Below are 24,484 nucleotides of genomic sequence, written 5' to 3'. Positions count from 1 at the left end.
TTTACGCTTCCCCCAAGTAGGCTTTGATCACTTCAGGATTGTCGCGGATCTGCTCCGGCGTCCCGTTGGCCAGCGGCGTGCCCTGGTTGATCACCACGATATGGTCGGAGATGCTCATGACCAGTTTCATGTCGTGTTCGATCAACAGCACCGTGGCGTTGTTTTCCTCACGCAGCAAACTGATCAGCGCCTTGAGGTCTTCGGTTTCCTTGGGGTTCAGGCCCGCGGCAGGTTCGTCGAGCATCAGGATGCGCGGGCGGGTCATCATGCAGCGGGCGATTTCCAGGCGACGTTGCTGGCCGTAGGCGAGGGTGCCTGCCGGGCGGTTGGCGAACTCGGTCAGGTTGACCTTGTCCAGCCAGTACGCCGCGTATTCCATAGCCTCGCGTTCGCTCTTGCGGAACGCCGGGGTCTTGAACAGGCCAGCGAAGAAGTTGGTGTTCAAGTGACGGTGCTGGGCGATCAACAGGTTCTCGACCGCCGTCATGTCTTTGAACAACCGCACGTTCTGGAAGGTACGCACCACGCCTTTGCGGGCGATTTCGTGGCCGGCCAGGCCCTGTATGGGTTGGCCGTCCAGCAGGATGCTGCCACCGCTCGGCTTGTAGAAACCGGTGAGGCAGTTGAACACCGTGGTCTTGCCGGCGCCGTTGGGGCCGATCAGCGCTACCACTTGTTTCTCTTTGACGGTCAGGGCCACGCCATTGACCGCCAGCAAACCGCCGAAGCGCATGCTCAGGTTTTCGACTTTCAGGATCTCGCGGCTCATTTGCGCAGCTCCATGTGTGGACGTTGCATGGGCAGCAGGCCTTGAGGGCGCCAGATCATCATCAGCACCATCATGGCGCCGAACATCAACATGCGGTATTCGCTGAACTCACGCATCATTTCCGGCAGCAGGATCATCACGATGGCCGCCAGGATCACGCCCAGTTGCGAGCCCATGCCACCCAATACCACGATGGCGAGAATGATCGCCGACTCGATAAAGGTGAACGATTCCGGCGTCACCAGGCCTTGGCGAGCGGCGAAGAAGCTGCCGGCAAAACCGGCGAATGCAGCGCCCAGGGTGAATGCGGAAAGCTTGATGATGGTTGGGTTCAGGCCCAGGGCACGGCAGGCGATTTCATCTTCGCGTAGTGCTTCCCACGCACGGCCGATGGGCATGCGCAGCAGGCGGTTGATCACGAACAAGGCCGCCAATGCCAGCAACAGTGCCACCAGGTACAGGAACACCACTTTGCTCACCGGGTTGTAGGCAATCCCGAAGTACTCGTGGAAAGTCTGCATGCCTTCGGCGGCAGTGCGGTCGAACGACAGCCCGAAGAACGTCGGCTTGGGAATGCTGCTGATACCGTTGGGGCCACCGGTGATATCGGTGAGGTTACGCAGGAACAGGCGAATGATTTCCCCGAACCCCAGGGTCACGATGGCCAGGTAGTCACCGCGCAGGCGCAGCACCGGGAAGCCCAGCAGGAAGCCGAACGTCGCCGCCGCCATACCCGCCAATGGCAGGCAGATCCAGAAGCTCCAGCCCAGGTAATGCGAGAGCAGCGCGTAGGTATAGGCACCCACGGCGTAGAAGCCCACATAACCCAGGTCGAGCAAGCCTGCCAGGCCCACCACGATGTTCAGGCCCAGGCCCAGCAACACGTAGATCAGGATCAGCGTGGCAATGTCGACCGCGCCGCGCGAGCCGAAGAACGGCCAGATCAGCGCCGCGATGATCAACCCGATGATGATGTAGCGCTGGGTGCGCGGCAGGGTCAGAAATTGGCTGACCTTGGGCGACACCAACGGGCCACGGTTGCCCTTGAACAAGGCACCCACCTGCTGGGTGAACAGTACACGCAGGAACATCAGCACCGAACACAGGGCGATGACGGTCAGGGTCACAGGCCCGGTGCCGTGCACTTCCAGGTTGATGCCGACAATGCTCAGCTTGAGGCCGAGTACCGGGAAGGCCACGGCCCACACCAGCAAGGCGCTGAAAAACGCCGATTTAAGATATCTGCTCATACTTTCTCAACCTCCGGACGGCCCAGGATGCCGGTCGGACGGAACAACAACACCAGAACCAACAGGCCGAACGCGACGACGTCCTTGTACTGGTCACCGAAGATATCGGCGCCAAAGGCTTCGGCCACACCCAGCACCAGCCCGCCGAGCATGGCGCCCGGAATGCTGCCGATGCCGCCCAATACCGCAGCGGTAAAGGCCTTGAGGCCCACCAGGAAACCGGCGTTGGGGTTGATCACGCCGTATTGCATGCTCAGCAACACGGCCGCCACGGCCGCCAGCGCAGCACCAATGACGAAGGTCAGGGCGATGATGTTGTTGGTGTTGATGCCCAGCAGGTTGGCCATCTTGATGTCTTCGGCGCAGGCCCGGCAGGCGCGCCCCAGACGGGAGCGGGAGATGAACAGCGTCAGGCCCAGCATGGCCACCAGGGTGACCACGAAAACCAGAATCTGCATGTACGAAATCAGCACTTCTTGTGCGCCACCCGGGCCGAAGGAGATGCTCCCCGGAATCAGGTTGGGAATGGACTTGTCCTTGGAGTCCTGGGACAGCAATACGGTGTTCTGCAGGAAAATCGACATGCCGATCGCGGAAATCAGCGGGATCAAACGGTTGCTGCCCCGCAGGGGACGGTAGGCAACCCGCTCGATGCTGTAGCCATAGGCACTGGTTACGATGATCGACGCCAGGAACGCAGCGGTCATCAATAGCGGCAGGGAGTGGATCCCCATCATGGCCAGCCCGGCAAGGGCGATAAAGGCCACGTAGGAACCAATCATGTACACCTCGCCATGGGCGAAGTTGATCATTCCAATGATGCCGTAAACCATTGTGTAGCCAATGGCTATCAAGGCATAGGTGCTGCCAATGGTCAGGCCATTAACCAGCTGTTGGAAAAAATGATAGATCTCAGGCATTACAGCGCTCCTAAAAACCCGATACGCATTTCACTGGTGGAGTCATTTCCGGCTCGGTGCCCTGTTCTGTGACCAGGTTGCACGAAGCGTTTGCCAGCGAACCGCTGGTGACGGTTTTAAGATTTTCAGGTGAGCCAGCGCCCGGATCGCGGGTGACATGGCCCATAAACCTCGTAAAACAAAGCCCACTGCTTGCACAGTGGGCTTGTTGACCAGTAACGCCTGGCTTACTGAGGGGAGACTTCGGTTTTTGGTTTACCGAAGTGCCATTCGTAGACCACGAACTTGAAGTCCTTCAGGTCGCCCTTGGCGTCGAAGCTCAGATCGCCGGTAGGGGTCTTGAAGGTACCCGCGTGGATGGCCTCGGCCACTTTGGCGGTGTCTTCGCTCTTCGCGGCAGCGATACCGCCGGCGATGACTTCAACTGCCGAGTACGCCGGGAATACGAACGGACCGGTTGGGTCCTGTTTGTTCTTGGCGAACTCTTCAACGATGGCTTTGTTGGCAGGGTCGGTGTCGAAGGATTTCGGCAGGGTCACCAGCAGGCCTTCGGAAGCGCCCTGGGCGATTTGCGAGATAGAGTCGTTACCCACGCCCTCTGGGCCCATGAATTTGGCGTTCAGGCCTTTTTCCTTGGCTTGGCGCAGGATCAGGCCCAGCTCAGGGTGGTAACCGCCGTAGTAGACGAAGTCGACGTTGGCTTGCTTGAGTTTCTGGATGATCGAGGAGAAGTCTTTGTCACCGGCGTTCAGGCCTTCGAAGACGGCAACCTTGGTGCCTTTTTCTTCAAGGGTCTTCTTCACGGCGCTGGCAATACCTTCACCGTATTGCTGCTTGTCGTGCAGGACGGCAACGATTTTCGGCTTCACGTGGTCGGCGATGTAGTTGCCGGCCGCTGGGCCTTGCGCGCTGTCCAGGCCGATGGTGCGGAAAATCAGCTTGTAGCCACGGGAGGTGATTTCCGGGCTGGTGGCGGCTGGGGTAATCATGATGACGCCTTCGTCTTCATAGATATCCGACGCTGGCTGAGTGGAGCTGGAGCAGAGGTGGCCGACGACGAACCTGACGCCATCATTGACCACTTTGTTGGCAACGGCCACGGCTTGTTTTGGATCGCAAGCGTCGTCGTATTCCTTGGCCTCAAGCATCTTGCCGTCTACGCCGCCCTTGGCGTTGATGTCTTTGATGGCTTGCTTGGCACCCATGAATTGCATGTCGCCGTATTGCGTCACCGGACCGGTCTTGGGACCGGCGATGCCGATCTTGATGGTGTCGGCTGCGAACGAATGGCCGGCAACCCCAGCCAGGACCATAGCGGCAAACAGTTTGGAAATCTGCTTAGTAGCCTTATTCATAGTGCTCCACTCTTACTGTTGTATTTTTTATAGTTCTAGCGGCCTTGTGAGCTGCAGAACCGGATCAGATATCGCGGATATCCCCCCGGCATTGCCCTGGCAACTGTACCGGTACAGTGTAGAGCGCCGGTTGATCGCTTGAAAAGCTGGCAGCTGGGGGCAAAACCTGGGTATGTCGCTTAAGTGAAAGAAAAAGACAGAATTGCGCCGGGCTGCTAACAGCTTTCAAGGCATTCCTTGGCTTTCCTGGCAGTTTCAATCGCTACTTCATTTGCTACTGGGTTTTTCTGCCTGAGCGACGGGGCTATGATTGCGCCGATTTTCTACTCAGGTGAATTCCCATGACGCAAGAACCAAGCACCCTCTATGCCAAGCTGCTCGGTGAAACCGCCGAAATTTCCTGGAAGGAGCTTGAACCGTTCTTTGCCAAGGGTGCCCTATTGTGGGTCGATGCCGGCCTGGATTTGATCGAGGCCGCCGAAGGAATGGCCGAAGACAACCGTGACAAAGTCGCCGCCTGGCTGGCTGCAGGCACCCTTGGCGAGGTGTCTGCGACGCGGGCATTGGACCTGGTCGAACGGGATCCAAGCTTATGGGCAGTGGTGGTCTCGCCATGGATCCTGATCCAGGAAAGGGCAGCATAAGAATGGCGCGCACGAAAAAGGTGCGTATTTTTCACGCGCTGAAGTGTGTAGCCGAGTAACCGCTGAACGCGTGATGGCACCTTGCCGTAGAGAAAGGTCACAGCCGAGGGTGACGTAAGCGTCACGGGAACAGTTGAGGTCCGAAGGAATGAGTGGCGCAATTGTTTCCAGGTATGACCCGGCGTGAAGAGAAGCAGCGATTACACCACCACTCCCCGTGCCTGGGTCTCAGCGAATCGGCCTGACAATAGACGGCGGGCCGATACGCCCTGGCGCCGGGTCTTTTGGCTGTGGAGCGTCGTTGTTCTCCACGCTGAGCGGGTATAGCGGGTTGCGCATGGCAATCCCCTGCATCACGCCGATGATGTCATTGAAAGGCACCGCCGGGCTGAGCAGGTAGCCCTGGATGTAGTCACAGCCATGCTTGAGCAGCAACTCGAACTGTGCCTGGGTTTCCACGCCTTCGGTAACCACCTGCAAGTGCAGGGTGTGGGCCATGCCGATAACCGCCTGGACGATTTCACTGTCTGCGGTGGATTTGGGAATGTCCTGGATAAACGAGCGGTCGATCTTCAAGGTGTTGAGCGGCAAGCGCTTGAGATAAGCCAGCGACGAATAGCCAGTGCCGAAGTCATCGATGGCCAGTGACACACCCAGGGCGCGAATTTGCCGCAACAGTGCCAGGGTGCTGCTGATGTTGCCCATCAGTGCATTTTCAGTGACTTCCAGTTCAAGTCGGTTGGTGCCTATGCCGGCGAAGCGCAGGGCGTCTTCGATTTCATCGGCCAGTTCGTCACGCGCCAGGTTCAACGCCGAGCAGTTCACCGCCATGATCAACTCGGTGTAGCCCCGGTCAGACAACAGGCTCAGGTCGTGACAGGCCTGGCGCAATACCCAGTGGTCCAGCTCGGCGATCAGCCCGTTGTTCTCGGCAATGCCGATAAAGCGGTCCGGAGCCAGGAGTCCGTGCTGGGGGTGTTGCCAGCGCACCAGGGCTTCCAGGCGCGTGACCTTTCCCAGCTTCATGTCGAAGATCGGCTGATAAAACAGCACCAGCTGGTTGCGCGTACGCAAGGCGGCGCGCAGTTCTTCCTCCAGTTGCAGCTCAAGGAAGGCGCGTGTTTTCAGGTTGGAGCTGAAGAAGTGCAAGCTGTTGCGCCCGGCGTCCTTGGATTGGTACAGCGCCAGGTCGGCAGTCTTCAGCAGCTCTTCGCAGGTGTGGCCGTCCTCGGGAAACAGGCTGATGCCGATGCTGGTGGTCATCACCATGCGCCGGCCAGCCAGCTCGATGGGCTCTTTCATCTTCTGCATGATGCGCTGGGCCATCTGCCGGGCTTCGTCGCGGTGATGAATAGTGATCAGAATGCAGAATTCATCGCCGCCAAAGCGTGCCACTACATCTTCATGGCTGCGTATCGAGCCCTTGATATGCCCGGCCAGCACCGTGAGCAACTGGTCGCCCGCATCGTGGCCAAGGCTGTCATTGATGCGCTTGAAGTGATCAATGTCGAGAAAGATTACCGCCAGCATGCCTTGGCTTCGGGTTTTTTCCGCAACCTTTTCCGCGAAGATCTGATTGAAACCACGGCGGTTGAGCAGGCTGGTCAGTGCATCGAAGTGGGCCACTTGTTGCAGTGAAGCGCGGGCCTGGTCGAGTTCGCTGAGCAGCGCATTGACCCGGCGCAGGTCCCGCTCTTTGTGCTGCAGCTTTTTATCTGCCAGGGCTGCGCTGACACTACTGCCGATCACCAGCAAGGTAATTACCGCCACCGACAACCCCAGTTGAATCGGACTGCCATCCACCGGCAATGAAAGATCCGCGCCAGCGGGCACCAGCATTTGCATGGCCGCCATGCCGGTGAAATGCATGCTCAGGATCCCGGCTCCCAGCACCAGGCTGGCGGCGTATTTGAGCAACTGGTGAAACACGCCGGCTCCGTTGCGCAGGTAGCTGGACAGCAACAATGCCGCCAGGCTGGCGCCGATGGCAATCGCCACCGAGGCCAGGAACAGCCGTGTTTCGAAGTACACCTGGGCCTGGGAGCGCATGGCCGACATGCCCACGTAGTGCATCAGCGCGATACCCAGTCCCATCCACACCGAAGCCACCAGGTACTGATGAAAGCGCAGGTGGGTATGACTGAGGGTCTGCATGGCGAGCAGCGAGGCGATCAGGGCGATCAGCAGCGAGGCGAACGTCATGATCAATTCGTAGTGAATGGCGATGGGGGCCTGGAACGCCAGCATGCTGATGAAATGGGTCGACCAGATTCCGCCTGCCAGGCAACCCGCGCCCAGCCAGCGCCAATGGCGGCGGGCGGTGGGGTCTTCGACATGGCCCACACGTTCGGCCATGTCCAGCGTACCGAAGCCCGCCGCGCAGGCGACCAGGTACGCCAGTAGCACCAGAAAGGGGTTATGACTGCAATTGAGTAATAAATGCCCACTGTCTGGAAGGTCGGTAAAAAAGTGCTGCCCCAGCCATTCCATAGCGTATCCCGTCATAGAGCCATGTCACTGCCAGAGGCGATGACCGATGAGATCGAGTATAGAAGTCTCCGAAGATTTGCCATGAGTAATGGCGTTTTGATCTCAAATTATTTTGACATGCCTTCCATAGCGTTTGGTGCTAAGCGCTGATGGGCAGGTCGAGTTCGAAGTGTGGGGCTTCCAGCGGCGCCAGGCCGAATGCGGCACGGGCGGCGTCGCAATCGACATTTTGCACGCCCTGGCTCCAGGACGAGTCGAACTCACGGCATACGCTGGAGCGTTGCTCATAAATAGAGCAACTGGTGGCCTGTCCGACTTCACCTTCAAGGCTGCAGCACCGTGCAGGTTTCTGATCGGTGCCGATCATCGCCACGCGGCTGGGGTTGATCTGCACCACCAGGTCATCGGGCACCGTGCCCCCGGACGAGGCGCACTCACCCCAGAAGAAAGACACGCGAAAGTGTGAACAGCAGGCACCGCAATTCAGACACGGACTGGCTTCGGACATGGGCGTCATCAATAAGAAAAGTAGGAGGAGGGTGCTACGAAAGGCTCGCCATTCTATCCGTGCCATCGCCATTGGGAAGAGGGGCACGCACTTATATTTTCGTGGGCAAAATCCGCTGTTGCCTGGGTGAAATCATGTCCTATCAGCTTTACGAATCATTACAGACAATCACTGACAGCCTGACTATGTTGCAATGACCTGAGCAGGATGCATCGGGCATCGCAGCTCTCATAACAATAAAAGAGACGGACCCATGCAGAACTCGACCCAAGCGGCGAATGCCTGGCGCATTCTGTTCCTGCTGTTCCTCGCTAACCTGTTCAACTTTTTTGACCGCACCATTCCCGCGATCATCATTGAGCCCATCCGCATGGAATGGCACCTGAGCGACTTCCAGCTCGGTATCATCGGCACCGCTTTTACCATCGTCTACGCCATTGCCGGGCTGCCGCTCGGGCGCCTGGCCGACACCGGTTCACGCAGCAAGTTGATGGGTTGGGGCCTGTTCGCCTGGAGCGGGCTGACGGCCGTCAACGGCATGGTCGGCAGTTTCTGGACCTTCCTGCTGGTACGCATGGGCATTGGCATCGGCGAAGCCAGCTATGCACCCGCGGCCAATTCGCTGATTGGCGACCTCTTTCCCGCCCACCGCCGTGCCCGAGCCATGGGGATTTTCATGCTTGGCCTGCCGTTGGGCCTGTTGCTGGCGTTCTTTACGATCGGTGCGATGGTCAAGGCGTTCGACAGCTGGCGCGCGCCCTTCTTTATCGCGGCGGTGCCGGGGCTGATCCTTGCGGTGTTTATGTTCTACATAAAAGAACCCAAGCGTGGTGCGGCGGAAACCGTGCAAGTCTCCCAAGAGCGCGTCGACCGCCCGATCCGTCGCGTGCTGGCTGTGCCGACCTTTCTGTGGCTGGTGCTGGCCGGGTTGTGCTTTAACTTTGCCACCTATGCGTGCAACTCGTTCCTGGTGCCGATGCTGCAGCGCTATTTCCTCATGCCGTTGCAGGACGCGGCCGTCGCGACGGGTGTCATCGTCGGCCTGACCGGTTTGGTGGGCTTGACGCTGGGGGGCTGGATTGCCGACAAGATTCATCAGCGGGTCGCCAATGGCCGACTGTTGTTCGCCGCCTTCAGCTTGATCATCTCCACGGTCACCACCGCCTGGGCATTGCATGCCGGGCGTGTCGAAATCGGGGTGTTTGTCGCGCTGTTCAGTGTGGGCTGGCTGTTTGCCTACAACTTCTATACCTGCGTGTATACCGCGATCCAGGACGTGGTCGAACCACGCTTGCGCGCAACGGCGATGGCGCTGTTCTTTGCCGGGCTGTATCTGCTCGGCGGTGGCATGGGGCCGGTGGTGGTCGGGGCGTTGTCCGATCACTTTGCCCATTCAGCGATGTATGCGGCTGGGGTGCAGCAGATGACAGAGGCTTATAAAGCGGTAGGCTTGCATGACGCCATGTACCTGATTCCAGTGGCGTTGTTCTTGACCATGCTGTTTCTGTTCCAGGCCTCGCGCAGTTTTGTGCGTGATGCCAAGCGGATGAAGGAAGGGTTGAGTGCGGTTGAGGTGCCGGCAGCGGCGGCAACGGCGTGAGACCGAGTGATCGTTCCCATGCTCTGCGTGGGAACGCCGCTCTGGACGCTCTGCGTCCGCTTAAAAGTCGTGACGCAGAGCGTCACATGATGCATTCCCACGCCGAGCGGGGGAACGATCTCTAAGGCTAATAAAAAGGCCCGCATTGCGCGGGCCTTTTACGTTCAGCGGATTATCAACCCGCCACCAACACCCGAATCGCTTCCAGTCGCAGTGCCGCTTTATCAAGCATGGCCAGGCCTTGCTCGCGCTGGTTGCGCAAGGCAACCAGCTCGCTGTCACGTACGGTCGGGTTGACCGCTTGCAGCGCGGTCAGGCGCGCCAGCTCTTCGTCGGTGTCTGCCGCCAGGCGACGCTTGGCTTCGGCTACACGCTCGGCGTGACGCGGGGCGATCTTCTCTTCACCGGCGTTGATGCGCGGTGTGAGTTGGTCGCGCTGCGCCTGTACGAATTTGTTCGCGCTGGCCCGTGGCACGCTTTCCAGCTGGTCATTCAAGGTTACGAACGACACGCGGCCCGACAGGTCATTACCGTTGGCATCCAGCAGGCAGCGCAAGGCGGCCGGTGGCAGGTAGCGACCCAGTTGCAGGGAGCGCGGGGCGACCACTTCGCTGACATACAGCAGTTCAAGCAATACGGTGCCTGGCTTGAGCGCCTTGTTCTTGATCAGTGCCACGGCGGTGTTGCCCATGGAACCGGACAGCACCAGGTCCATGCCGCCTTGCACCATCGGGTGCTCCCAGGTGATGAACTGCATGTCTTCGCGCGACAGCGCCTGGTTACGGTCGTAGGTGATGGTTACACCCTCGTCGTCGCCCAGGGGGAAGCTGGCGTCGAGCATTTTTTCGCTGGGCTTGAGGATCAGCGCGTTTTCCGAATGGTCTTCGCTGTCGATGCCGAATGCGTCGAACAGGGTTTCCATATAGATCGGCAGGGCGAACTGGTCGTCTTGTTCGAGGATGTCCTCGACCAGTGCATCGCCTTCGCCAGCGCCGCCTGAATTGAGTTCGAGCAAGCGGTCGCGACCGGTGTGCAGCTCCTGCTCCAGGCGCTCGCGCTCGGCACGGGCTTCGTCGATCAGGGCTTGCCACTCGCCGTCGTCGGCGGCTTCCAGCAAGGGCAGCAGGCGTGGGCCGAACTGATGCTGCAAGGCGTTGCCGGTCGGGCAGGTGTTGAGGAAGGCATTGAGCGCCTCGTGGTACCACTGGAACAGGCGCTCTTGCGGGCTGGTTTCCAGGTAGGGCACGTGCAGTTCGATCACGTGTTTCTGGCCGATCCGGTCCAGGCGCCCGATGCGCTGTTCCAGCAGGTCGGGGTGGGACGGCAGGTCGAACAGCACCAGGTGATGGGAGAACTGGAAGTTGCGGCCTTCACTGCCGATTTCCGAGCAGATCAGCACCTGGGCACCGAACTCTTCATCGGCAAAATAGGCAGCGGCGCGGTCACGCTCCAGAATATTCATGCCTTCGTGGAACACCGTGGCCGGGATGCCGGAGCGCACACGCAGGGCGTCTTCCAGGTCCATGGCGGTTTCGGCGTGGGCGCAGATCACCAGGACCTTGGTGCGCTTGAGCATTTTCAACTGGTCGATCAGCCACTCGACCCGAGGGTCGAAACGCCACCAGCGGTTCTCTTCCTCGATGTCCGGTTGCGCCTGGAAGCTGACTTCCGGGTACAGCTCGGCGTGTTCGCCCAGGGGCAGTTCGAGGTATTCGTCCGGGTTCGGTAGCGGGTAGGCGTGCAGCTTGCGCTCGGGGAAGCCTTGCACCGCAGCACGGGTGTTGCGAAACAGCACGCGGCCGGTGCCGTGGCGGTCCAGCAGTTCACGCACCAGGCGTGCGCTGGCCTCGGTGTCGCCATCGTTGACGGCGGTGAGCAGGGCTTCACCTTCGTCACCGAGGAAGCCTTGAATGGTCTTGTGCGCGGTCGGCGACAGGCGGCCCTTGTCCAGCAGCTCCTGCACGGCTTCGGCCACCGGGCGATAGTTTTCGCTCTCGGCGCGGAAGGCTTGCAGGTCGTGGAAGCGGTTCGGGTCCAGCAGGCGCAGGCGCGCAAAATGGCTGTCCTGGCCCAGTTGTTCTGGAGTGGCGGTCAGCAGCAGCACGCCAGGAATCACTTCGGCCAGTTGTTCGACCAGCGAGTATTCGGCGCTGGCCTTGTCTTCGTGCCACACCAGGTGGTGGGCTTCGTCGACTACCAGCAAGTCCCAGCCGGCGGCGAACAGCGCGTCCTGGGCCTTCTCGTCGTCCACCAGCCATTCCAGCGCAACGAGTGCAAGCTGGGTGTCTTCGAACGGGTTGGTGGCATCGCTTTCGATAAAGCGCTCTTCATCGAACAGCGCAACCTGCAGGTTGAAGCGGCGGCGCATTTCCACCAGCCATTGGTGCTGCAGGTTTTCCGGGACCAGGATCAGTACGCGGTTGGCACGGCCCGAGAGCAGTTGGCGATGGATCACCAGGCCTGCTTCGATGGTCTTGCCCAACCCCACTTCGTCCGCCAGCAACACGCGTGGCGCGATACGGTCAGCGACTTCGCGGGCGATGTGCAGTTGGTGGGCAATCGGTTGGGCGCGTACGCCACCCAGGCCCCACAGCGAGGACTGCAACTGGCGGCTGGTGTGTTCCAGGGTGTGGTAGCGCAGCGAGAACCACGCCAGCGGGTCGATCTGCCCGGCGAACAGACGGTCACTGGCCAGGCGGAACTGGATGAAGTTGGACAGTTGGGTTTCTGGCAGGGTGACCTGCTCGTTCTGCCCATTGAGGCCGTGGTAGACCAGCAGGCCATCGACGTCGTCGACTTCCTGTACGGTCATTTTCCAGCCTTCGAAATGGGTGATGGTGTCACCCGGCGAAAACCTCACGCGAGTGAGGGGCGCATTCCGTAGCGCATACTGGCGAGTGTCGCCAGTGGCCGGATAGAGCACGGTCAACAAGCGGCCGTCCTGTGCCAGAACGGTGCCTAACCCCAGCTCTGCTTCGCTGTCACTAATCCAGCGTTGCCCCGGTTGATACTGCTGCGCCATGCTGCCTGACTCCCGCCGTGAAAAAGCCGACTATGTTAACGGAACACGGCCCGGCGCCCAAGAACTCTGACAAAAACTACGCTGTTTGTACGGGCAGGCGGAAATTGAATCGACGGGTGGCGGGCACTTGAGAGTGTCGACTGAGTCACAGCTTGGCACGCGGGTGCTCAAGTCGCCCTGCCACCCGCCGACAGCCTGTTGATCAGGAGAATAATTATCATGCTGCCACCCATGCTGCCCGTCAGTGTTGTGCCGGTCACGTCGCAACTCGACCCGGCACGCCAGAAACCGGATATTCCGCCGGTGGTGCCCGTTCAACCGGGCTCCAACGAGAGCACGATCGACCTGAAAAAAGGCGATGCCGAGCAATCGACCTTTCTGCTGCGCGAAGAGCAGCGTCGCCAGCAGGAGCAGCAGAAACGCCGGCGTGAAGCCGACGACGACGCGGAGCAGCATTTGCCGATTCCCGGCGACTTGCTCAACGCTGACAACACCGTGCCCGTGGCGCCGCTGATCGAAGACGCGCCGCGCCAGGGCCTGTGGGTGGATATCGAGGTTTAATCGTTCAGTTCGCGCAGCGCCTTCACCAGTAACTCAATCTCGTCATCGGTGTTGAGCGGGCTGACGGAGATGCGCGCAATGCTGTTCAACCCACGTGCTTGCATATCCAGCGGGGTGTAGGCCACGCCATTGGCGCCGATGTTGATGCGCTTGCAGGCCAGGCGTTGCTTGAGTTCAAAGCTGTCCCAGCCGGCCAGGTTGAACGCGATCAAGCCTGAATGCGTTCTACCTAAGTCATGCAAGGTAATTCCCGGTATCTGACGCAGTGCCTCGCGGATTCGCGTGCTGGTCTTCGAGACCCTTTGCCATACTTGCTCAATCCCCAAGTGATTGATTTCTTGCAACGCATTGCCCAGGCCGGCCAGCAGGGCGAAAGAGACTTCGCTGGTTTCAAAGCGCCGGGCGTCGTTGCGCAGGTCGAAGCCTTCGGCGGTCCAGGGCGCTGAAAACACGTCGCGTTGGGCCGGGTTCAGATGCGGCAGAAAATCCGGCCTGATATACAGCAGCGCGGTACCGCGAGGCCCGCGCAGGTGTTTGCGGCCGGCGGACTTGAGCACATCGCACTGCAACGCTTGCACATCCACCGGCACCTGGCCGACGGCTTGGCCCGCGTCGATGAAGTAGGGAATGGTATGCCGCCTGGCCACATCGCCGATGGCCTGGGCCGGGTTGATCAAGCCACCGTTGGCCGGCAGCCAGGTGAGGTCGATCAGCTTCACCTTGGCATCCAGCATTGCCTCCAACGCCACCGGGCAGGCCGCGCCGCTGGCATCGCACGGGATGACCTCCACCCGCGCCCCGGCTTGAACGGCCAGTTCCATGCTCGCCAGGTTACCGCCCCATTCGTGGCGCCCCACTAGAATACGATCGCCCGGCTGCCATGGCCCCAGCGCCTGGAAGGCCATGCTCCAGGCCGTCGAGCCACTGCTGGCGAAGGCAATCGATGAGGCGGGCGCATTGAGCAGTTGGCCGGCGGCTCGGCGGGCATTTTCCACTAAGACGGCACCCTGTTCTCCGGCCTCCATCGGGCCGTCGCGGGCTTCGCGTTGCAGCTGTTCGATGATGGCGTCGAGCGTCGCCTGGCTGGGCAAGGACGCCCCGGCGTGGTTGAAGTGTACGATGCCGGACTGGCAACCGGGCGTGGCTTCTCGCAAGTGCTGGACTTGCAGCGGGGTCATGGCTGCAGCTCGAAAATGGCGTCCACTTCCACGGCGACACCAGCCGGCAGACTGCAGACCCCTACAGCGGTGCGCACGTGCCGGCCCTTGTCGCCGAGGGCATTGACCAGCAGGTTCGAAGCGCCATTGGCGACCAGGCTTTGGCGCTGGAAGTCGGCGCTGCTGGCAATGAACACGCCCAGGCGCATGATGCGCACCACCCGCGACAGGTCATCGCCCAACGCGTCGCTCAATTGCCCCAGCAGGCCCAGCGCCGCCAATTCCGCCGCTTGGGCGCCATCTTCATCGCTGAGAGAATCGCCCAGCCGGCCAATGTAGGCGGGTTTGCCATCGGTCATGGGAATTTGTCCCGAGATGAACAGCTGGTGTTGGCTGATCACATGATTGACGTAGTTGGCAGCGGGTTGGCTGGGCGTGGGCAGTGTCAGGCCGAGGGCGTGTACACGCTGGCGGATTGAATCGGTCATGGTGAAATCCTCTGGTGTCAGAAGGTTCCAGCATGTTGGCGGTGGCGAGGGGCGACAAACGGATAGATCTCAACCGACGTATCGAAAAACCTCACGCGTCGGCACACGCCTGCTTCAACCACTGGCTGAAGCATTCAGCCGCCTCACTGAGCGGGCGCTGAGGTGCGATCAGCCAATAGCCGATATCGCTGTGATAGGGCGGCCAGTCAAAGGCCTCTACCAGGCTGCCGTCCTGGAGCCTGCGTTCGATCAGGCGATGGCGGCCCATGGCGATCCCCTGGCCGGCCACGGTCGCTTCGACCACGATGTTGTAGTCATGCAGCATCACGCGGGGGTGGTGATCTAGGTTGACCTGGTAATGGGCCGACCAATCGGTCCACTCGAAAGGGCGGTGGGAGGTCGCCATCAACAGCGCGCCCCTGGCGATCTGCCTGGCTTTGAACCCAGGGCTGCATACCGGTGACAGGGTTTCGGCCATCAGGCGTGTGGCGCGCACGTCGGGCCAGTCGCCCTTGCCGTAGCGGATGGCCAGGTCAACCTCGGCCGTGGCGACGTTGGCCAGTTGAATGGCGGGCAGCAACTCCACCTGGATATGCGGGTAGCACCGTAGAAACTCGGCCAGGCGCGGCGCCAGCCATAACGTGGCAAAGGATGCCAGCAAGCCGATACGCAACACACTGGCGCTGGGCGCACCCCGTTGGTTGCGCGTCGCAGCGGCGATGGCGTCCAGGGCAGGGCGGATTTGCGCGTAGTAATCTTGCCCGGCCAACGTCAGGTCAATCGCACGAGTGCGCCGGATAAACAACGGTTTGCCCAGGTGGTGTTCGAGCTTATGTACCTGGTGGCTCAGCGCGCTTTGGGTCACCGACAACTCGTTGGCCGCCTTGATAAAACTCAAGTGCCGCGCCACGGCCTCGAAGGCGCGCAGGGCCAGCAGCGGTGGAAGGTCGTTGTGCAAGGCCACCTGGATGCGCCTCCTGGGCAGGGTAGAAAGTGCCGATTTTGGTCGATGGCCTGCATTTTGTCGCCCGCTTAATTGCCGTCGGGCGGGGCAGGCCGCATTATTGAGGCATTCCCGCCACGACGTAAGCCAAGCCATGAGTGATGACGACAAGCTGATCGACCTGAACGCCGAACGTGCCAAGCGCGTGCACGACCTCAATGACAAACGCTTGAATGAAGTGCGCCAAGCCTTTGAACAAGCCATGCCCTTGGGCAAGCCCAAGAAAAAGTCCAAGAACAAGCCGAAAAAGCGTTGAAACGCCCTGTATCCATTGATGCAGGTCAGTTATTCCCCTTCTTTACGCCCCGTTGTGGGCGACATTGATCCTGGTCAATTTCCCACTGCGCCTTCTCCATTAACTTAGCCCTATCGCAACAGGGCAAGTGCAGGAGGCCGGTCATGTTTTTCGATAATGTGGTTTTCGCCGGAGTGCTGACTGTTAGCCTCATGGTGCTGTTTTTTGTAGGGTTTGGATTTTTTATCTGGAAAGACGCGAACAAGCGTAAAAAACCTTAAGTCTTTCCGGGTTACATGAGCACGCAAGGCATTTTGGGCGACTTCGGTCGCCCTTTTTTTTGGCTTGATCGTTCCCACGCTCCGCGTGGGAATGCATCCCGTGGCGCTGCGCGTCACCCGTGCGCGAGTGGGACGCGGAGCGTCCGTGGCGGCATTCCCACGCAGAGCGTGGGAACGAGCATAAAAAAAGGTGCGATCCTCGCGGATCGCACCTTTTTTATTGCCGGCTGGCTATCAGTTGCCCAAAGCCTTGGACGCCAACCAGAACAACCCGGCCGAAAGGCCTACGGTCGCTGGCAAGGTCAATACCCAGGCCATCAGGATGGTCTTGACGGTGCCACCTTGCAGGCCGCTTTTGTTGGCAACCATGGTGCCCGCCACGCCAGAAGACAGGACGTGGGTGGTGGACACTGGCAGGGCGAAGATATTGGCAAAGCCGATCATGGTGGCCGTGGTGATTTGCGCCGACATGCCCTGGGCATAGGTCATGCCTTGCTTGCCGATCTTCTCACCGATGGTCAGTACCACGCGCTTCCAGCCCACCATGGTGCCCAGGCCCAGAGCCAGTGCGACCGCGAGAATCACCCAGAACGGAGCATACTCGGTGGTGGCGGTCAGGTCTTTGCGCAGCTTGTCGAGGTCTGACTTCTCACGGGAGTCCAAGCCTGGCAGCTTGCCGACCTTTTTCGCGGTGTCATCCAGGCAAAGCAGGTAGCGACGCACTTCGATGCGGTGGTCGGCCGTCAGCGAGTGGTAGTCCGAGACGCCCTTGAGGGTGCCCAGCAGCGCGTTGATCGTCGGTTCGGTCTGCTGCGGGTTGCAGCGGAACTTGCCCGGCAGGTCATCCTTCACGCTTTTGCCCAGGGCCAGGAACTCACCGAGGGTCTCGTGGTTGCGCTGGTAGAACTGGTTCAGGTGCAGGGTGGCGTCGCGGGTACGTTCGATCTGGTAAGTGGTGCTGCCCAGGTCCAATACGAACTGCGCCGGCACGATACCGATCAGTACCAGCATGATCAGGCCGATGCCTTTCTGGCCATCGTTGGAGCCGTGCACGAAGCTTACTGCCATGGCCGAAATCACCAGGACCAGGCGGTTCCAGAACGGCGGGTGCTTCTTGTCGTCGAGCTTGCGGCGCTGGTCCGGGGTCTTGTGCATCTTAGACAGCGGGCGCCACCACTTCAGGCCGATCAGCACCAGGGCGGCGACCAGGAAGCCCGCCATCGGCGAGAACACCAGGGAGGCGCCGATATCCACGGCCTTCTGCCAGTTCACACCGTCAGCCAGGGGGATGTCGTTGATCAATGCATTGGCCAGGCCGACACCGAGGATCGAGCCGATCAGGGTGTGGGAGCTGGAGGCGGGGATACCGAAGTACCAGGTGCCCAGGTTCCAGGTGATCGCCGCCGCCAACAACGAGAAGACCATTGCCAAGCCGTGGCCGGTGTTCACATTGATCAGTAACTCCACCGGCAGCAAGTGCACGATGGCGTAGGCGACACCGACACCGCCGAGCAATACGCCGAGGAAATTGAACACCCCGGAGAAGAACACGGCCAGGTGTGGCGGCATGGCTTTGGTATAGATGACTGTGGCCACCGCGTTAGCGGTGTCATGAAAGCCATTGATGAACTCGAAGGCGAGGACAAAGGCCAGGGCGAGCAACAGGCTCACGAGAACCCAAGCATCCAGTCCGCTGAATAAATCGATCATGAAGGTTTTCTGACCCGGTCGTAAGGGGGCGCGATTATGCCAGAAAACATCAGTAATCGATGCATTAGCTGCTCATCGGTAACAATCTTCCTGGAAAAAAAACCGGCAAGACACACGTATCCCAGGGTTTTCGGGGCTTTGGCAAGTCTTTGATTTATAAAGCGCGGGCCGCGGAAGGCGGGCTTTTGTCATGAAAATGCCATGCCTGAAACATTTGTATGAAATTTCGTGGGTGGCTGTAGGTTACTGACCAGCGGCCGCTGAACCAGTGGTTGACCGGCAGCGACTGCAAGGCGCTGAACTCGACCAAAGTGCTCAGGGCTCCTCGGTCTTGAGTTCCTGCTCGATTTTTTGGATTTCCTGGGCAAATGCCTGATCCAGCAGGCTGGCTCGTTTGCGCCATGGTTTGCGTTCCGGCTCAGGTTGCGCGGCGTAGGTGGTGACTTCCCCGCCGTAGACGTCCTTGTAACGTTGCTCCTGGCGCTCAAGTTCCGCGCGCAGTTCATCTTTCGTCACAGTATTACCTAATTGAGTTGAGTTATTGATTGCGCAGTGTCATGCCTGAAAGTCGTGCTCGGGGCGATTCCAAATAGAACAGTAGAACCGTTCAAGTTGGTATACGGGCCTGAGGGCCGTTCTTTTAAGCGAGTACTTGTGGCCGGCGTTGCGTGCAGCCTGCAATGCCTGGTGAGCTCCCCTCCCGATAGTGATACCGGGCTGACCTCTGCACAGGTTGCATTATAGCGGCGCATTTGAAGAACACTATCATCATGAAGTTAAAAAGCGTCAACGGCGTGCTTGGGTTTTGTTACATATCGCCGACGTATTTGTGAACAGCGTCATCTTCATATCTGTATTCATACTGATAGAAGGGTAAATGCCTACACTTTTCGGCGACATCAGCTAAATCTCGAACGTTATCTGCAGGGTCTGCACCCATGCCGGCCAAATTGCGATAATCGCATGGTTGTCCGATAATCGCCCAATGTTACCGGCGTTGACTTGTGCAGGGCGGCCGGCACGGCTTGTAATAGCCGCCAACCCTCCCGTGGTGATAACAAGAGAAGGCCCGTTGAAATGAACGATCAATTGCGCAACTCCTTTGCATCAGTGGCGCCGCCGATCGTGGCTTCACCGGCCAAGCGCATCCAGGCATTCACCGGTGATCCGGATTTCATGACGTCCCTGGCCCGTGGCCTGGCCGTGGTGCAGGCGTTCCAGGAGCGCAAGCGTCACCTGACCATCGCCCAGATCAGCCACCGCACCGAAATTCCCCGCGCCGCCGTGCGCCGTTGCCTGCACACCTTGATCAAGCTCGGCTACGCCACCACGGATGGGCGCACCTACTCGCTGTTGCCCAAGGTGCTGACCCTCGGTCACGCCTATCTGTCGTCCACACCGCTGGCCGTTTCGGCACAGCCTTATCTGGACCGCATGAGCGAGCAGCTCCATGAAGCCTGCAACATGGCTACCCTGGAAGGCGATGACATCCTCTATATCGCCCGTTCCGCCACCACCCAGCGCCTGATCTCGGTTGACCTGTCGGTGGGCGGGCGCCTGCCTGCGTATTGCACGTCCATGGGTCGCATTCTGCTGGCCGCCCTCGACGATGCCTCGCTGCAGGATTATCTCGACCATGCCGACCTGCAAACCAAGACCAGCCGCACACTGACAACACCGCAAGCGTTATTCGAATGCCTGCAACAGGTGCGTCAGCAGGGCTGGTGCATTGTCGACCAGGAACTGGAGCAGGGCCTGCGCTCCATCGCGGTGCCGGTGTATGACGCGTCCGGCCAGGTATTGGCCGCGCTGAATGTCAGCACCCACGCCGGTCGGGTCAGCCGCAGTGAGTTGGAGCAGCGCTTTCTACCGAGCATGCTCAGCGCCAGCCGTGAGCTGAGTGCGCAGCTGTTTGCCTAAGCTGTTCGGTGACCGCACAGATCCCGACTGGCTCGATTGACGGTGTTTCCCTTGGCTTATTAATGTGCGGCAGCGCTCTGAGGAGCTGCCCAATAAGAATGACGGCCCCAGGTCGTCAGCCCGCCATCGGTGTGGAATAAAAATAATGAATCAGCCTTCTGTCGGTACCACCCTGGACGTACAGTCCTTTATCAACACCCAGCCACTTTCGCGCTATCAGTGGCGCGTGGTGATCCTGTGTTTCCTGATTGTCTTTCTCGACGGCCTCGATACAGCCGCCATGGGCTTTATCGCGCCGGCACTGTCCCAGGACTGGGGCATCGACCGCGCCAGCCTCGGCCCGGTGATGAGCGCCGCGTTGATCGGCATGGTGTTTGGCGCACTCGGTTCCGGCCCGCTGGCCGACCGCTTTGGCCGCAAAGTCGTGCTGGTCGGCGCGGTGTTGGTGTTTGGTGCGTTCAGCCTGGCGTCGGCCTACAGCACCAATGTCGACCAATTGCTGGTGCTGCGCTTTCTCACCGGCCTGGGCCTGGGCGCCGGCATGCCGAATGCCACCACCTTGTTGTCTGAATACACCCCCGAGCGGCATAAATCCTTGTTGGTGACCAGCATGTTCTGTGGTTTCAACCTCGGCATGGCCGGTGGTGGGTTTATTTCGGCCAAGCTGATCCCGGCCTTCGGCTGGCACAGCCTGTTGCTGATCGGCGGCATCCTGCCGTTGATCCTGGCGGTGGTGCTGTTGGTGTGGCTACCGGAGTCTGCCCGCTACCTAGTGGTACGCAATCGCGGCACCGACAAGGTACGCAAGACCCTGGCCCCTATCGAGCCAAACATCGTTGCCCAGGCCACTCACTTCAGCGTACCGGAGCAAAAAACCGTCAAGGCCCGCAATGTGTTCGCGGTGATCTTCTCGGGCACCTACAGCGCTGGCACGTTGCTGTTGTGGCTCGCGTACTTCATGGGCCTGGTGATCGTTTACCTGCTGACCAGTTGGCTCCCCACCTTGATGCGCGACAGTGGCGCGAGCATGGAGCAGGCCGCGTTTATCGGCGCGCTGTTCCAGTTTGGTGGGGTATTGAGCGCGGTGGGCGTGGGCTGGGCGATGGACCGGTTCAACCCGCACAAAGTGATCGGCACTTTCTATTTGCTGGCCGGGGTGTTTGCCTACGCGGTGGGGCAGAGTCTGGGCAACATCACGTTGTTGGCCACCTTGGTGCTGGTCGCCGGGATGTGCGTCAACGGTGCGCAATCGGCAATGCCGTCGCTGGCGGCGCGTTTCTATCCCACCCAGGGCCGTGCCACCGGGGTGTCGTGGATGCTTGGCATCGGCCGCTTCGGCGCGATTCTGGGGGCGTGGATGGGCGCTACCTTGCTGGGCCTGGGCTGGAACTTCGAGCAGGTGCTCACCGCATTGGTGATACCGGCGGCATTGGCCACGGCAGCGGTGGTGATCAAGGGTATGGTCAGCCATGCCGATGCCACCTGAAACCGATCACTACCCCTGTGGGAGCTGGCTTGCCTGCGATAGCGGTGCTGAATCCACTCGCGCCATCGCAGGCAAGCCAGCTCCCACATTGACCCTGTTCCTTACGATGGTTAGTTAAGTAACAATCGGTTCGATAATCGAACACTCAGTCGATTATCGGATTGTTCGGCCCATTTCCCCGGCTTAATCTTCAAGCACTTCGGCGCCACTTCAGCGCCTTTTTCGATCAACACCGGGAGCCCAACCCCATGGCTGAAATCCTCACCCTGCGTGATGCGGTCAAGCGCTTCGTGAACGACGGCGATACCGTCGCCCTCGAAGGCTTCACCCACCTGATCCCTACGGCCGCAGGCCATGAAATCATTCGTCAGGGCAAGAAAGACCTGACGTTGGTGCGCATGACGCCTGACCTGATCTACGACCAGTTGATCGGTGCCGGCTGTGCGCGCAAGTTGATTTTCTCCTGGGGCGGCAACCCGGGCGTGGGTTCCCTGCATCGGCTGCGCGACGCGGTAGAGAAACAATGGCCGCAAGCGCTGGAGATCGAAGAGCACAGCCACGCCGACCTGGCCAATGCCTACGTCGCCGGTGCCTCCGGCCTGCCGTTCGCGGTGTTGCGTGCCTACGCCGGTTCCGACTTGCCCAAGGTCAACCCGCTGATCAAGACCGTCACCTGCCCCTTCACCGGCGAAGTGCTGGCGGCGGTGCCGTCGGTGCGTCCGGACATTACCGTGATTCATGCGCAGAAAGCCGACCGCAAAGGCAACGTGCTGCTCTGGGGCATTCTCGGGGTGCAGAAGGAAGCGGCCCTGGCGGCCAAGCGCTGCATCGTCACCGTCGAGGAAATCGTCGACGACCTGAATGCGCCGATGAACAGCTGCGTGCTGCCGACCTGGGCGCTGACGGCGGTGTGTCACGTACCCGGTGGTGCCCATCCGTCCTACGCGCACGGCTACAACGAGCGGGATAACCGTTTCTACCAGGCTTGGGACCCGATTGCCCGCGACCGTGGCACCTTTACCGCCTGGATCGACGAATACATCCACGGCACTGCCGACTTCAGTGAATTCCAGGCCAAGCTGGCCACCGCGCAGGAGGCTAAGTAATGGCTTACTCCACCAATGAAATGATGACCGTCGCCGCCGCACGCCGCCTCAAGAACGGCTCGGTGTGCTTTGTCGGCATCGGCCTGCCATCGAAGGCCGCCAACCTGGCGCGCCTGACATCGTCGCCGGATGTGGTGCTGATCTACGAGTCGGGCCCGATTGGGGCCAAGCCCAGTGTGTTGCCGCTGTCCATCGGTGATGGCGAGCTGGCGGAGACCGCCGACACTGTGGTGCCCACCGGTGAGATCTTTCGCTACTGGCTGCAGGGCGGGCGCATTGATGTCGGTTTTCTCGGCGCGGCCCAGGTCGACCGTTTCGGCAATATCAACACCACCGTGGTCGGTGATTATCACCAGCCCAAAGTGCGTTTGCCGGGTGCCGGTGGCGCGCCGGAAATCGCAGGTTCGGCCAAGAGCGTGTTGATCATCCTTAAGCAGTCGTCCCGTTCGTTTGTCGACAAACTCGATTTCATCACCTCTGTGGGGCACGGCGAAGGTGGCGACTCACGCAAGCGTCTGGGCCTGCCCGGCGCCGGCCCGGTAGGCATCATTACCGACCTATGCATCATGGAGCCGGAGGAGGGCAGTCATGAGTTCGTGGTCACTGCGCTGCATCCGGGCGTAACCCGCGAGCAAGTGATCGCCGCCACCGGCTGGGCGATTCGCTTTGCCGACCAGGTGAGCACCACCGCTGAACCCACCGAGACCGAACTGACCGCCCTGCGTGACCTCGAAGCGCGCACCGCGGCTGCCCACGGCCAAGCACCGGGAGAAGCCTGATGCGCGAGGTTTTTATCTGTGATGCCATTCGCACACCTATCGGCCGTTTCGGCGGTGGCCTGTCCACGGTGCGTGCCGACGACCTGGCGGCGCTGCCGATCAAGGCGCTGATCGAGCGCAACCCGTCGGTGGACTGGAGCGCCGTAGACGAAGTCTTCCTCGGCTGCGCCAACCAGGCAGGTGAAGATAACCGCAACGTGGCACGCATGGCGTTGCTGCTGGCGGGGCTGCCGGAAAGTATTCCTGGAGTGACCCTCAACCGCCTGTGCGCCTCGGGCATGGATGCCATCGGCACCGCTTTTCGTGCGATTGCCAGTGGTGAAATGGAGCTGGCGATTGCCGGTGGCGTCGAATCGATGTCCCGCGCTCCGTTTGTGATGGGCAAGGCCGACGCGGCGTTCTCGCGCAACATGAAGTTGGAAGACACCACCATTGGCTGGCGCTTTATCAACCCGCTGATGAAGGCCCAGTACGGCGTGGATGCCATGCCGCAGACGGCCGATAACGTGGCCGATGACTATCAGGTTTCCCGCGTCGACCAGGACGCTTTCGCCCTGCGCAGCCAGCAACGCACCGCCGCTGCCCAGGCCGCCGGGTTCTTTGCCGAGGAAATCGTTCCGGTGCGGGTCGCCCATAAAAAAGGCGAAACCCTGGTGGAACACGATGAACACCCACGGGACACCACGTTGGAAGCCCTGGCCAAGCTCAAGCCGGTCAACGGCGCGGACAAGACCGTCACTGCTGGCAATGCCTCGGGCGTCAACGATGGCGCCGCCGCGCTGATCCTCGCCAGCGCCGAGGCCGTCAAGCAACACGGCCTCACCGCCCGCGCCCGTGTGCTGGGCATGGCCAGTGCTGGTGTAGCCCCGCGCGTGATGGGCATCGGCCCGGTGCCGGCGGTGCGCAAACTGGTGGAGCGCCTTGGGTTGGCTGTCACCGACTTTGATGTGATCGAACTCAACGAAGCCTTCGCCAGCCAAGGCCTGGCGGTGCTGCGCGAGCTGGGTATTGCGGACGATGCGCCCCAGGTCAACCCCAACGGCGGCGCCATTGCCCTCGGCCATCCCTTGGGGATGAGTGGTGCGCGGTTGGTGATGACGGCCCTGCACCAATTGGAAAAAACCGGCGGCAGCAAAGGCCTGGCGACCATGTGCGTGGGCGTCGGCCAAGGCTTGGCCCTGGCGATTGAACGCGTCTGAT

22 protein-coding genes are annotated in these 24,484 nt (G+C 60.5%); 10 read left to right on the top strand and 12 right to left on the bottom strand.

Annotated elements, in window-relative coordinates; genetic code table 11:
* Position 1: 1 nt before the first annotated feature.
* The 4 genes from livG to HU730_RS05990 form a co-directional block, all read right to left on the bottom strand.
* On the bottom strand, positions 2-769 hold the full coding sequence (livG, locus tag HU730_RS06005) for a high-affinity branched-chain amino acid ABC transporter ATP-binding protein LivG (protein WP_186526572.1): 768 nt from the start codon (positions 767-769) through the stop codon (positions 2-4).
* Positions 766-2,019, bottom strand: a complete 1,254-nt coding sequence (locus HU730_RS06000) for a high-affinity branched-chain amino acid ABC transporter permease LivM (RefSeq protein WP_034125955.1) — start codon at positions 2,017-2,019, stop codon at positions 766-768. The genes livG and HU730_RS06000 overlap by 4 nt, the downstream gene beginning before the upstream one ends.
* Positions 2,016-2,939 (bottom strand): high-affinity branched-chain amino acid ABC transporter permease LivH, encoded by a 924-nt coding sequence (gene livH / locus HU730_RS05995; protein ID WP_003193535.1) that lies wholly within the window; start codon positions 2,937-2,939, stop codon positions 2,016-2,018. Before livH ends, HU730_RS06000 begins: the two co-directional genes overlap by 4 nt.
* 227 nt (positions 2,940-3,166) lie before the next feature.
* Complete coding sequence (locus HU730_RS05990; protein WP_186526573.1) at positions 3,167-4,294, bottom strand: branched-chain amino acid ABC transporter substrate-binding protein; 1,128 nt, start codon at positions 4,292-4,294, stop codon at positions 3,167-3,169.
* 341 nt (positions 4,295-4,635) lie between these two features.
* Here HU730_RS05990 and HU730_RS05985 point away from each other — a divergent pair, with 341 nt between their 5' ends.
* The gene (locus HU730_RS05985; protein ID WP_034125956.1) at positions 4,636-4,938 is read left to right on the top strand and encodes a DUF2288 domain-containing protein; all 303 of its coding nucleotides are present in this window, start codon (positions 4,636-4,638) and stop codon (positions 4,936-4,938) included.
* A 228-nt stretch (positions 4,939-5,166) separates the two neighbouring features.
* On the opposite strand, the gene HU730_RS05980 is transcribed toward HU730_RS05985, so the two are convergent.
* Both HU730_RS05980 and HU730_RS05975 read right to left on the bottom strand, forming a co-directional pair.
* A complete protein-coding gene (locus tag HU730_RS05980; RefSeq protein ID WP_057975628.1) occupies positions 5,167-7,428 on the bottom strand; it encodes an EAL domain-containing protein in 2,262 nt (753 codons plus the stop codon).
* Between the two features lie 139 nt (positions 7,429-7,567).
* Positions 7,568-7,936 carry a YkgJ family cysteine cluster protein gene (locus tag HU730_RS05975; RefSeq protein WP_057975629.1) on the bottom strand — a complete coding sequence of 123 codons (369 nt, stop codon included), beginning with the start codon at positions 7,934-7,936 and terminating at the stop codon, positions 7,568-7,570.
* Between the two features lie 253 nt (positions 7,937-8,189).
* Here HU730_RS05975 and HU730_RS05970 point away from each other — a divergent pair, with 253 nt between their 5' ends.
* Positions 8,190-9,536: an MFS transporter gene (locus tag HU730_RS05970; RefSeq protein ID WP_186526574.1), complete on the top strand. Its 1,347-nt coding sequence runs from the start codon at positions 8,190-8,192 to the stop codon at positions 9,534-9,536.
* A 175-nt stretch (positions 9,537-9,711) separates the two neighbouring features.
* On the opposite strand, the gene rapA is transcribed toward HU730_RS05970, so the two are convergent.
* On the bottom strand, positions 9,712-12,558 hold the full coding sequence (gene rapA, locus HU730_RS05965; RefSeq protein WP_034125960.1) for an RNA polymerase-associated protein RapA: 2,847 nt from the start codon (positions 12,556-12,558) through the stop codon (positions 9,712-9,714).
* 219 nt (positions 12,559-12,777) lie between these two features.
* On the opposite strand from rapA, the gene HU730_RS05960 reads away from it, so the two are divergent.
* Complete coding sequence (locus HU730_RS05960; protein ID WP_014717286.1) at positions 12,778-13,119, top strand: hypothetical protein; 342 nt, start codon at positions 12,778-12,780, stop codon at positions 13,117-13,119.
* Here the strand turns inward: HU730_RS05960 and HU730_RS05955 are convergent.
* The 3 genes from HU730_RS05955 to HU730_RS05945 all read right to left on the bottom strand — a co-directional run bounded on the left by HU730_RS05955 (position 13,116) and on the right by HU730_RS05945 (position 15,728).
* A complete protein-coding gene (locus tag HU730_RS05955) occupies positions 13,116-14,297 on the bottom strand; it encodes an aminotransferase class V-fold PLP-dependent enzyme (protein WP_186526575.1) in 1,182 nt (393 codons plus the stop codon). The genes HU730_RS05960 and HU730_RS05955 overlap by 4 nt on opposite strands.
* Complete coding sequence (locus tag HU730_RS05950) at positions 14,294-14,764, bottom strand: RidA family protein (protein ID WP_034125962.1); 471 nt, start codon at positions 14,762-14,764, stop codon at positions 14,294-14,296. Before HU730_RS05950 ends, HU730_RS05955 begins: the two co-directional genes overlap by 4 nt.
* Positions 14,765-14,855: 91 nt before the next feature.
* Positions 14,856-15,728, bottom strand: coding sequence for a LysR substrate-binding domain-containing protein (locus HU730_RS05945; RefSeq protein ID WP_057975633.1), 873 nt, complete (start codon positions 15,726-15,728; stop codon positions 14,856-14,858).
* A gap of 133 nt (positions 15,729-15,861) precedes the next feature.
* Between HU730_RS05945 and HU730_RS05940 the strand changes: the two genes are divergently transcribed.
* Together HU730_RS05940 and ccoM are read left to right on the top strand one after the other, a co-directional pair.
* Positions 15,862-16,023, top strand: a complete 162-nt coding sequence (locus tag HU730_RS05940) for a hypothetical protein (RefSeq protein WP_005785860.1) — start codon at positions 15,862-15,864, stop codon at positions 16,021-16,023.
* Positions 16,024-16,166: 143 nt separating this feature from the next.
* On the top strand, positions 16,167-16,283 hold the full coding sequence (gene ccoM, locus HU730_RS26885) for a cytochrome c oxidase subunit CcoM (RefSeq protein WP_019817835.1): 117 nt from the start codon (positions 16,167-16,169) through the stop codon (positions 16,281-16,283).
* Positions 16,284-16,517: 234 nt separating this feature from the next.
* Here ccoM and HU730_RS05935 read toward each other — a convergent pair whose 3' ends face one another.
* Complete coding sequence (locus HU730_RS05935; RefSeq protein ID WP_003189291.1) at positions 16,518-17,993, bottom strand: inorganic phosphate transporter; 1,476 nt, start codon at positions 17,991-17,993, stop codon at positions 16,518-16,520.
* Between the two features lie 315 nt (positions 17,994-18,308).
* Positions 18,309-18,509 (bottom strand): hypothetical protein, encoded by a 201-nt coding sequence (locus HU730_RS05930; protein WP_003189295.1) that lies wholly within the window; start codon positions 18,507-18,509, stop codon positions 18,309-18,311.
* 561 nt (positions 18,510-19,070) lie between these two features.
* Between HU730_RS05930 and pcaR the strand changes: the two genes are divergently transcribed.
* The 5 genes from pcaR to pcaF all read left to right on the top strand — a co-directional run bounded on the left by pcaR (position 19,071) and on the right by pcaF (position 24,483).
* Positions 19,071-19,913, top strand: a complete 843-nt coding sequence (gene pcaR, locus HU730_RS05925; protein ID WP_003189296.1) for a pca regulon transcriptional regulator PcaR — start codon at positions 19,071-19,073, stop codon at positions 19,911-19,913.
* A gap of 145 nt (positions 19,914-20,058) precedes the next feature.
* On the top strand, positions 20,059-21,399 hold the full coding sequence (locus tag HU730_RS05920) for an MFS transporter (protein ID WP_186526576.1): 1,341 nt from the start codon (positions 20,059-20,061) through the stop codon (positions 21,397-21,399).
* A 248-nt stretch (positions 21,400-21,647) separates the two neighbouring features.
* On the top strand, positions 21,648-22,505 hold the full coding sequence (locus tag HU730_RS05915; protein ID WP_003189300.1) for a CoA transferase subunit A: 858 nt from the start codon (positions 21,648-21,650) through the stop codon (positions 22,503-22,505).
* A complete protein-coding gene (locus tag HU730_RS05910) occupies positions 22,505-23,284 on the top strand; it encodes a CoA-transferase subunit beta (RefSeq protein ID WP_034125965.1) in 780 nt (259 codons plus the stop codon). Before HU730_RS05915 ends, HU730_RS05910 begins: the two co-directional genes overlap by 1 nt.
* Complete coding sequence (gene pcaF / locus HU730_RS05905; RefSeq protein WP_173647467.1) at positions 23,281-24,483, top strand: 3-oxoadipyl-CoA thiolase; 1,203 nt, start codon at positions 23,281-23,283, stop codon at positions 24,481-24,483. The genes HU730_RS05910 and pcaF overlap by 4 nt, the downstream gene beginning before the upstream one ends.
* The last annotated feature ends 1 nt before the right edge of the window (position 24,484 follow it).

The sequence above is a fragment of the Pseudomonas sp. SWRI22 genome, assembly GCF_014268395.2.
In the GTDB taxonomy this organism is placed as follows: Bacteria; Pseudomonadota; Gammaproteobacteria; order Pseudomonadales; family Pseudomonadaceae; genus Aquipseudomonas; species Aquipseudomonas paracarnis.
Note: the sequence above shows the minus strand (reverse complement) of the source record. Positions and strands in the feature narration are given on the sequence as shown.

What these genes read in the sequence shown, in the direction of transcription:
- livG (WP_186526572.1), bottom strand. Translation starts at nt 769, where the DNA reads ATGAGCCGCGAGATCCTGAAAGTCGAAAACCTGAGCATGCGCTTCGGC.
- HU730_RS06000 (WP_034125955.1), bottom strand. Translation starts at nt 2,019, where the DNA reads ATGAGCAGATATCTTAAATCGGCGTTTTTCAGCGCCTTGCTGGTGTGG.
- livH (WP_003193535.1), bottom strand. Translation starts at nt 2,939, where the DNA reads ATGCCTGAGATCTATCATTTTTTCCAACAGCTGGTTAATGGCCTGACC.
- HU730_RS05990 (WP_186526573.1), bottom strand. Translation starts at nt 4,294, where the DNA reads ATGAATAAGGCTACTAAGCAGATTTCCAAACTGTTTGCCGCTATGGTC.
- HU730_RS05985 (WP_034125956.1), top strand. Translation starts at nt 4,636, where the DNA reads ATGACGCAAGAACCAAGCACCCTCTATGCCAAGCTGCTCGGTGAAACC.
- HU730_RS05980 (WP_057975628.1), bottom strand. Translation starts at nt 7,428, where the DNA reads ATGGAATGGCTGGGGCAGCACTTTTTTACCGACCTTCCAGACAGTGGG.
- HU730_RS05975 (WP_057975629.1), bottom strand. Translation starts at nt 7,936, where the DNA reads ATGTCCGAAGCCAGTCCGTGTCTGAATTGCGGTGCCTGCTGTTCACAC.
- HU730_RS05970 (WP_186526574.1), top strand. Translation starts at nt 8,190, where the DNA reads ATGCAGAACTCGACCCAAGCGGCGAATGCCTGGCGCATTCTGTTCCTG.
- rapA (WP_034125960.1), bottom strand. Translation starts at nt 12,558, where the DNA reads ATGGCGCAGCAGTATCAACCGGGGCAACGCTGGATTAGTGACAGCGAA.
- HU730_RS05960 (WP_014717286.1), top strand. Translation starts at nt 12,778, where the DNA reads ATGCTGCCACCCATGCTGCCCGTCAGTGTTGTGCCGGTCACGTCGCAA.
- HU730_RS05955 (WP_186526575.1), bottom strand. Translation starts at nt 14,297, where the DNA reads ATGACCCCGCTGCAAGTCCAGCACTTGCGAGAAGCCACGCCCGGTTGC.
- HU730_RS05950 (WP_034125962.1), bottom strand. Translation starts at nt 14,764, where the DNA reads ATGACCGATTCAATCCGCCAGCGTGTACACGCCCTCGGCCTGACACTG.
- HU730_RS05940 (WP_005785860.1), top strand. Translation starts at nt 15,862, where the DNA reads ATGAGTGATGACGACAAGCTGATCGACCTGAACGCCGAACGTGCCAAG.
- ccoM (WP_019817835.1), top strand. Translation starts at nt 16,167, where the DNA reads ATGTTTTTCGATAATGTGGTTTTCGCCGGAGTGCTGACTGTTAGCCTC.
- HU730_RS05935 (WP_003189291.1), bottom strand. Translation starts at nt 17,993, where the DNA reads ATGATCGATTTATTCAGCGGACTGGATGCTTGGGTTCTCGTGAGCCTG.
- pcaR (WP_003189296.1), top strand. Translation starts at nt 19,071, where the DNA reads ATGAACGATCAATTGCGCAACTCCTTTGCATCAGTGGCGCCGCCGATC.
- HU730_RS05920 (WP_186526576.1), top strand. Translation starts at nt 20,059, where the DNA reads ATGAATCAGCCTTCTGTCGGTACCACCCTGGACGTACAGTCCTTTATC.
- HU730_RS05915 (WP_003189300.1), top strand. Translation starts at nt 21,648, where the DNA reads ATGGCTGAAATCCTCACCCTGCGTGATGCGGTCAAGCGCTTCGTGAAC.
- HU730_RS05910 (WP_034125965.1), top strand. Translation starts at nt 22,505, where the DNA reads ATGGCTTACTCCACCAATGAAATGATGACCGTCGCCGCCGCACGCCGC.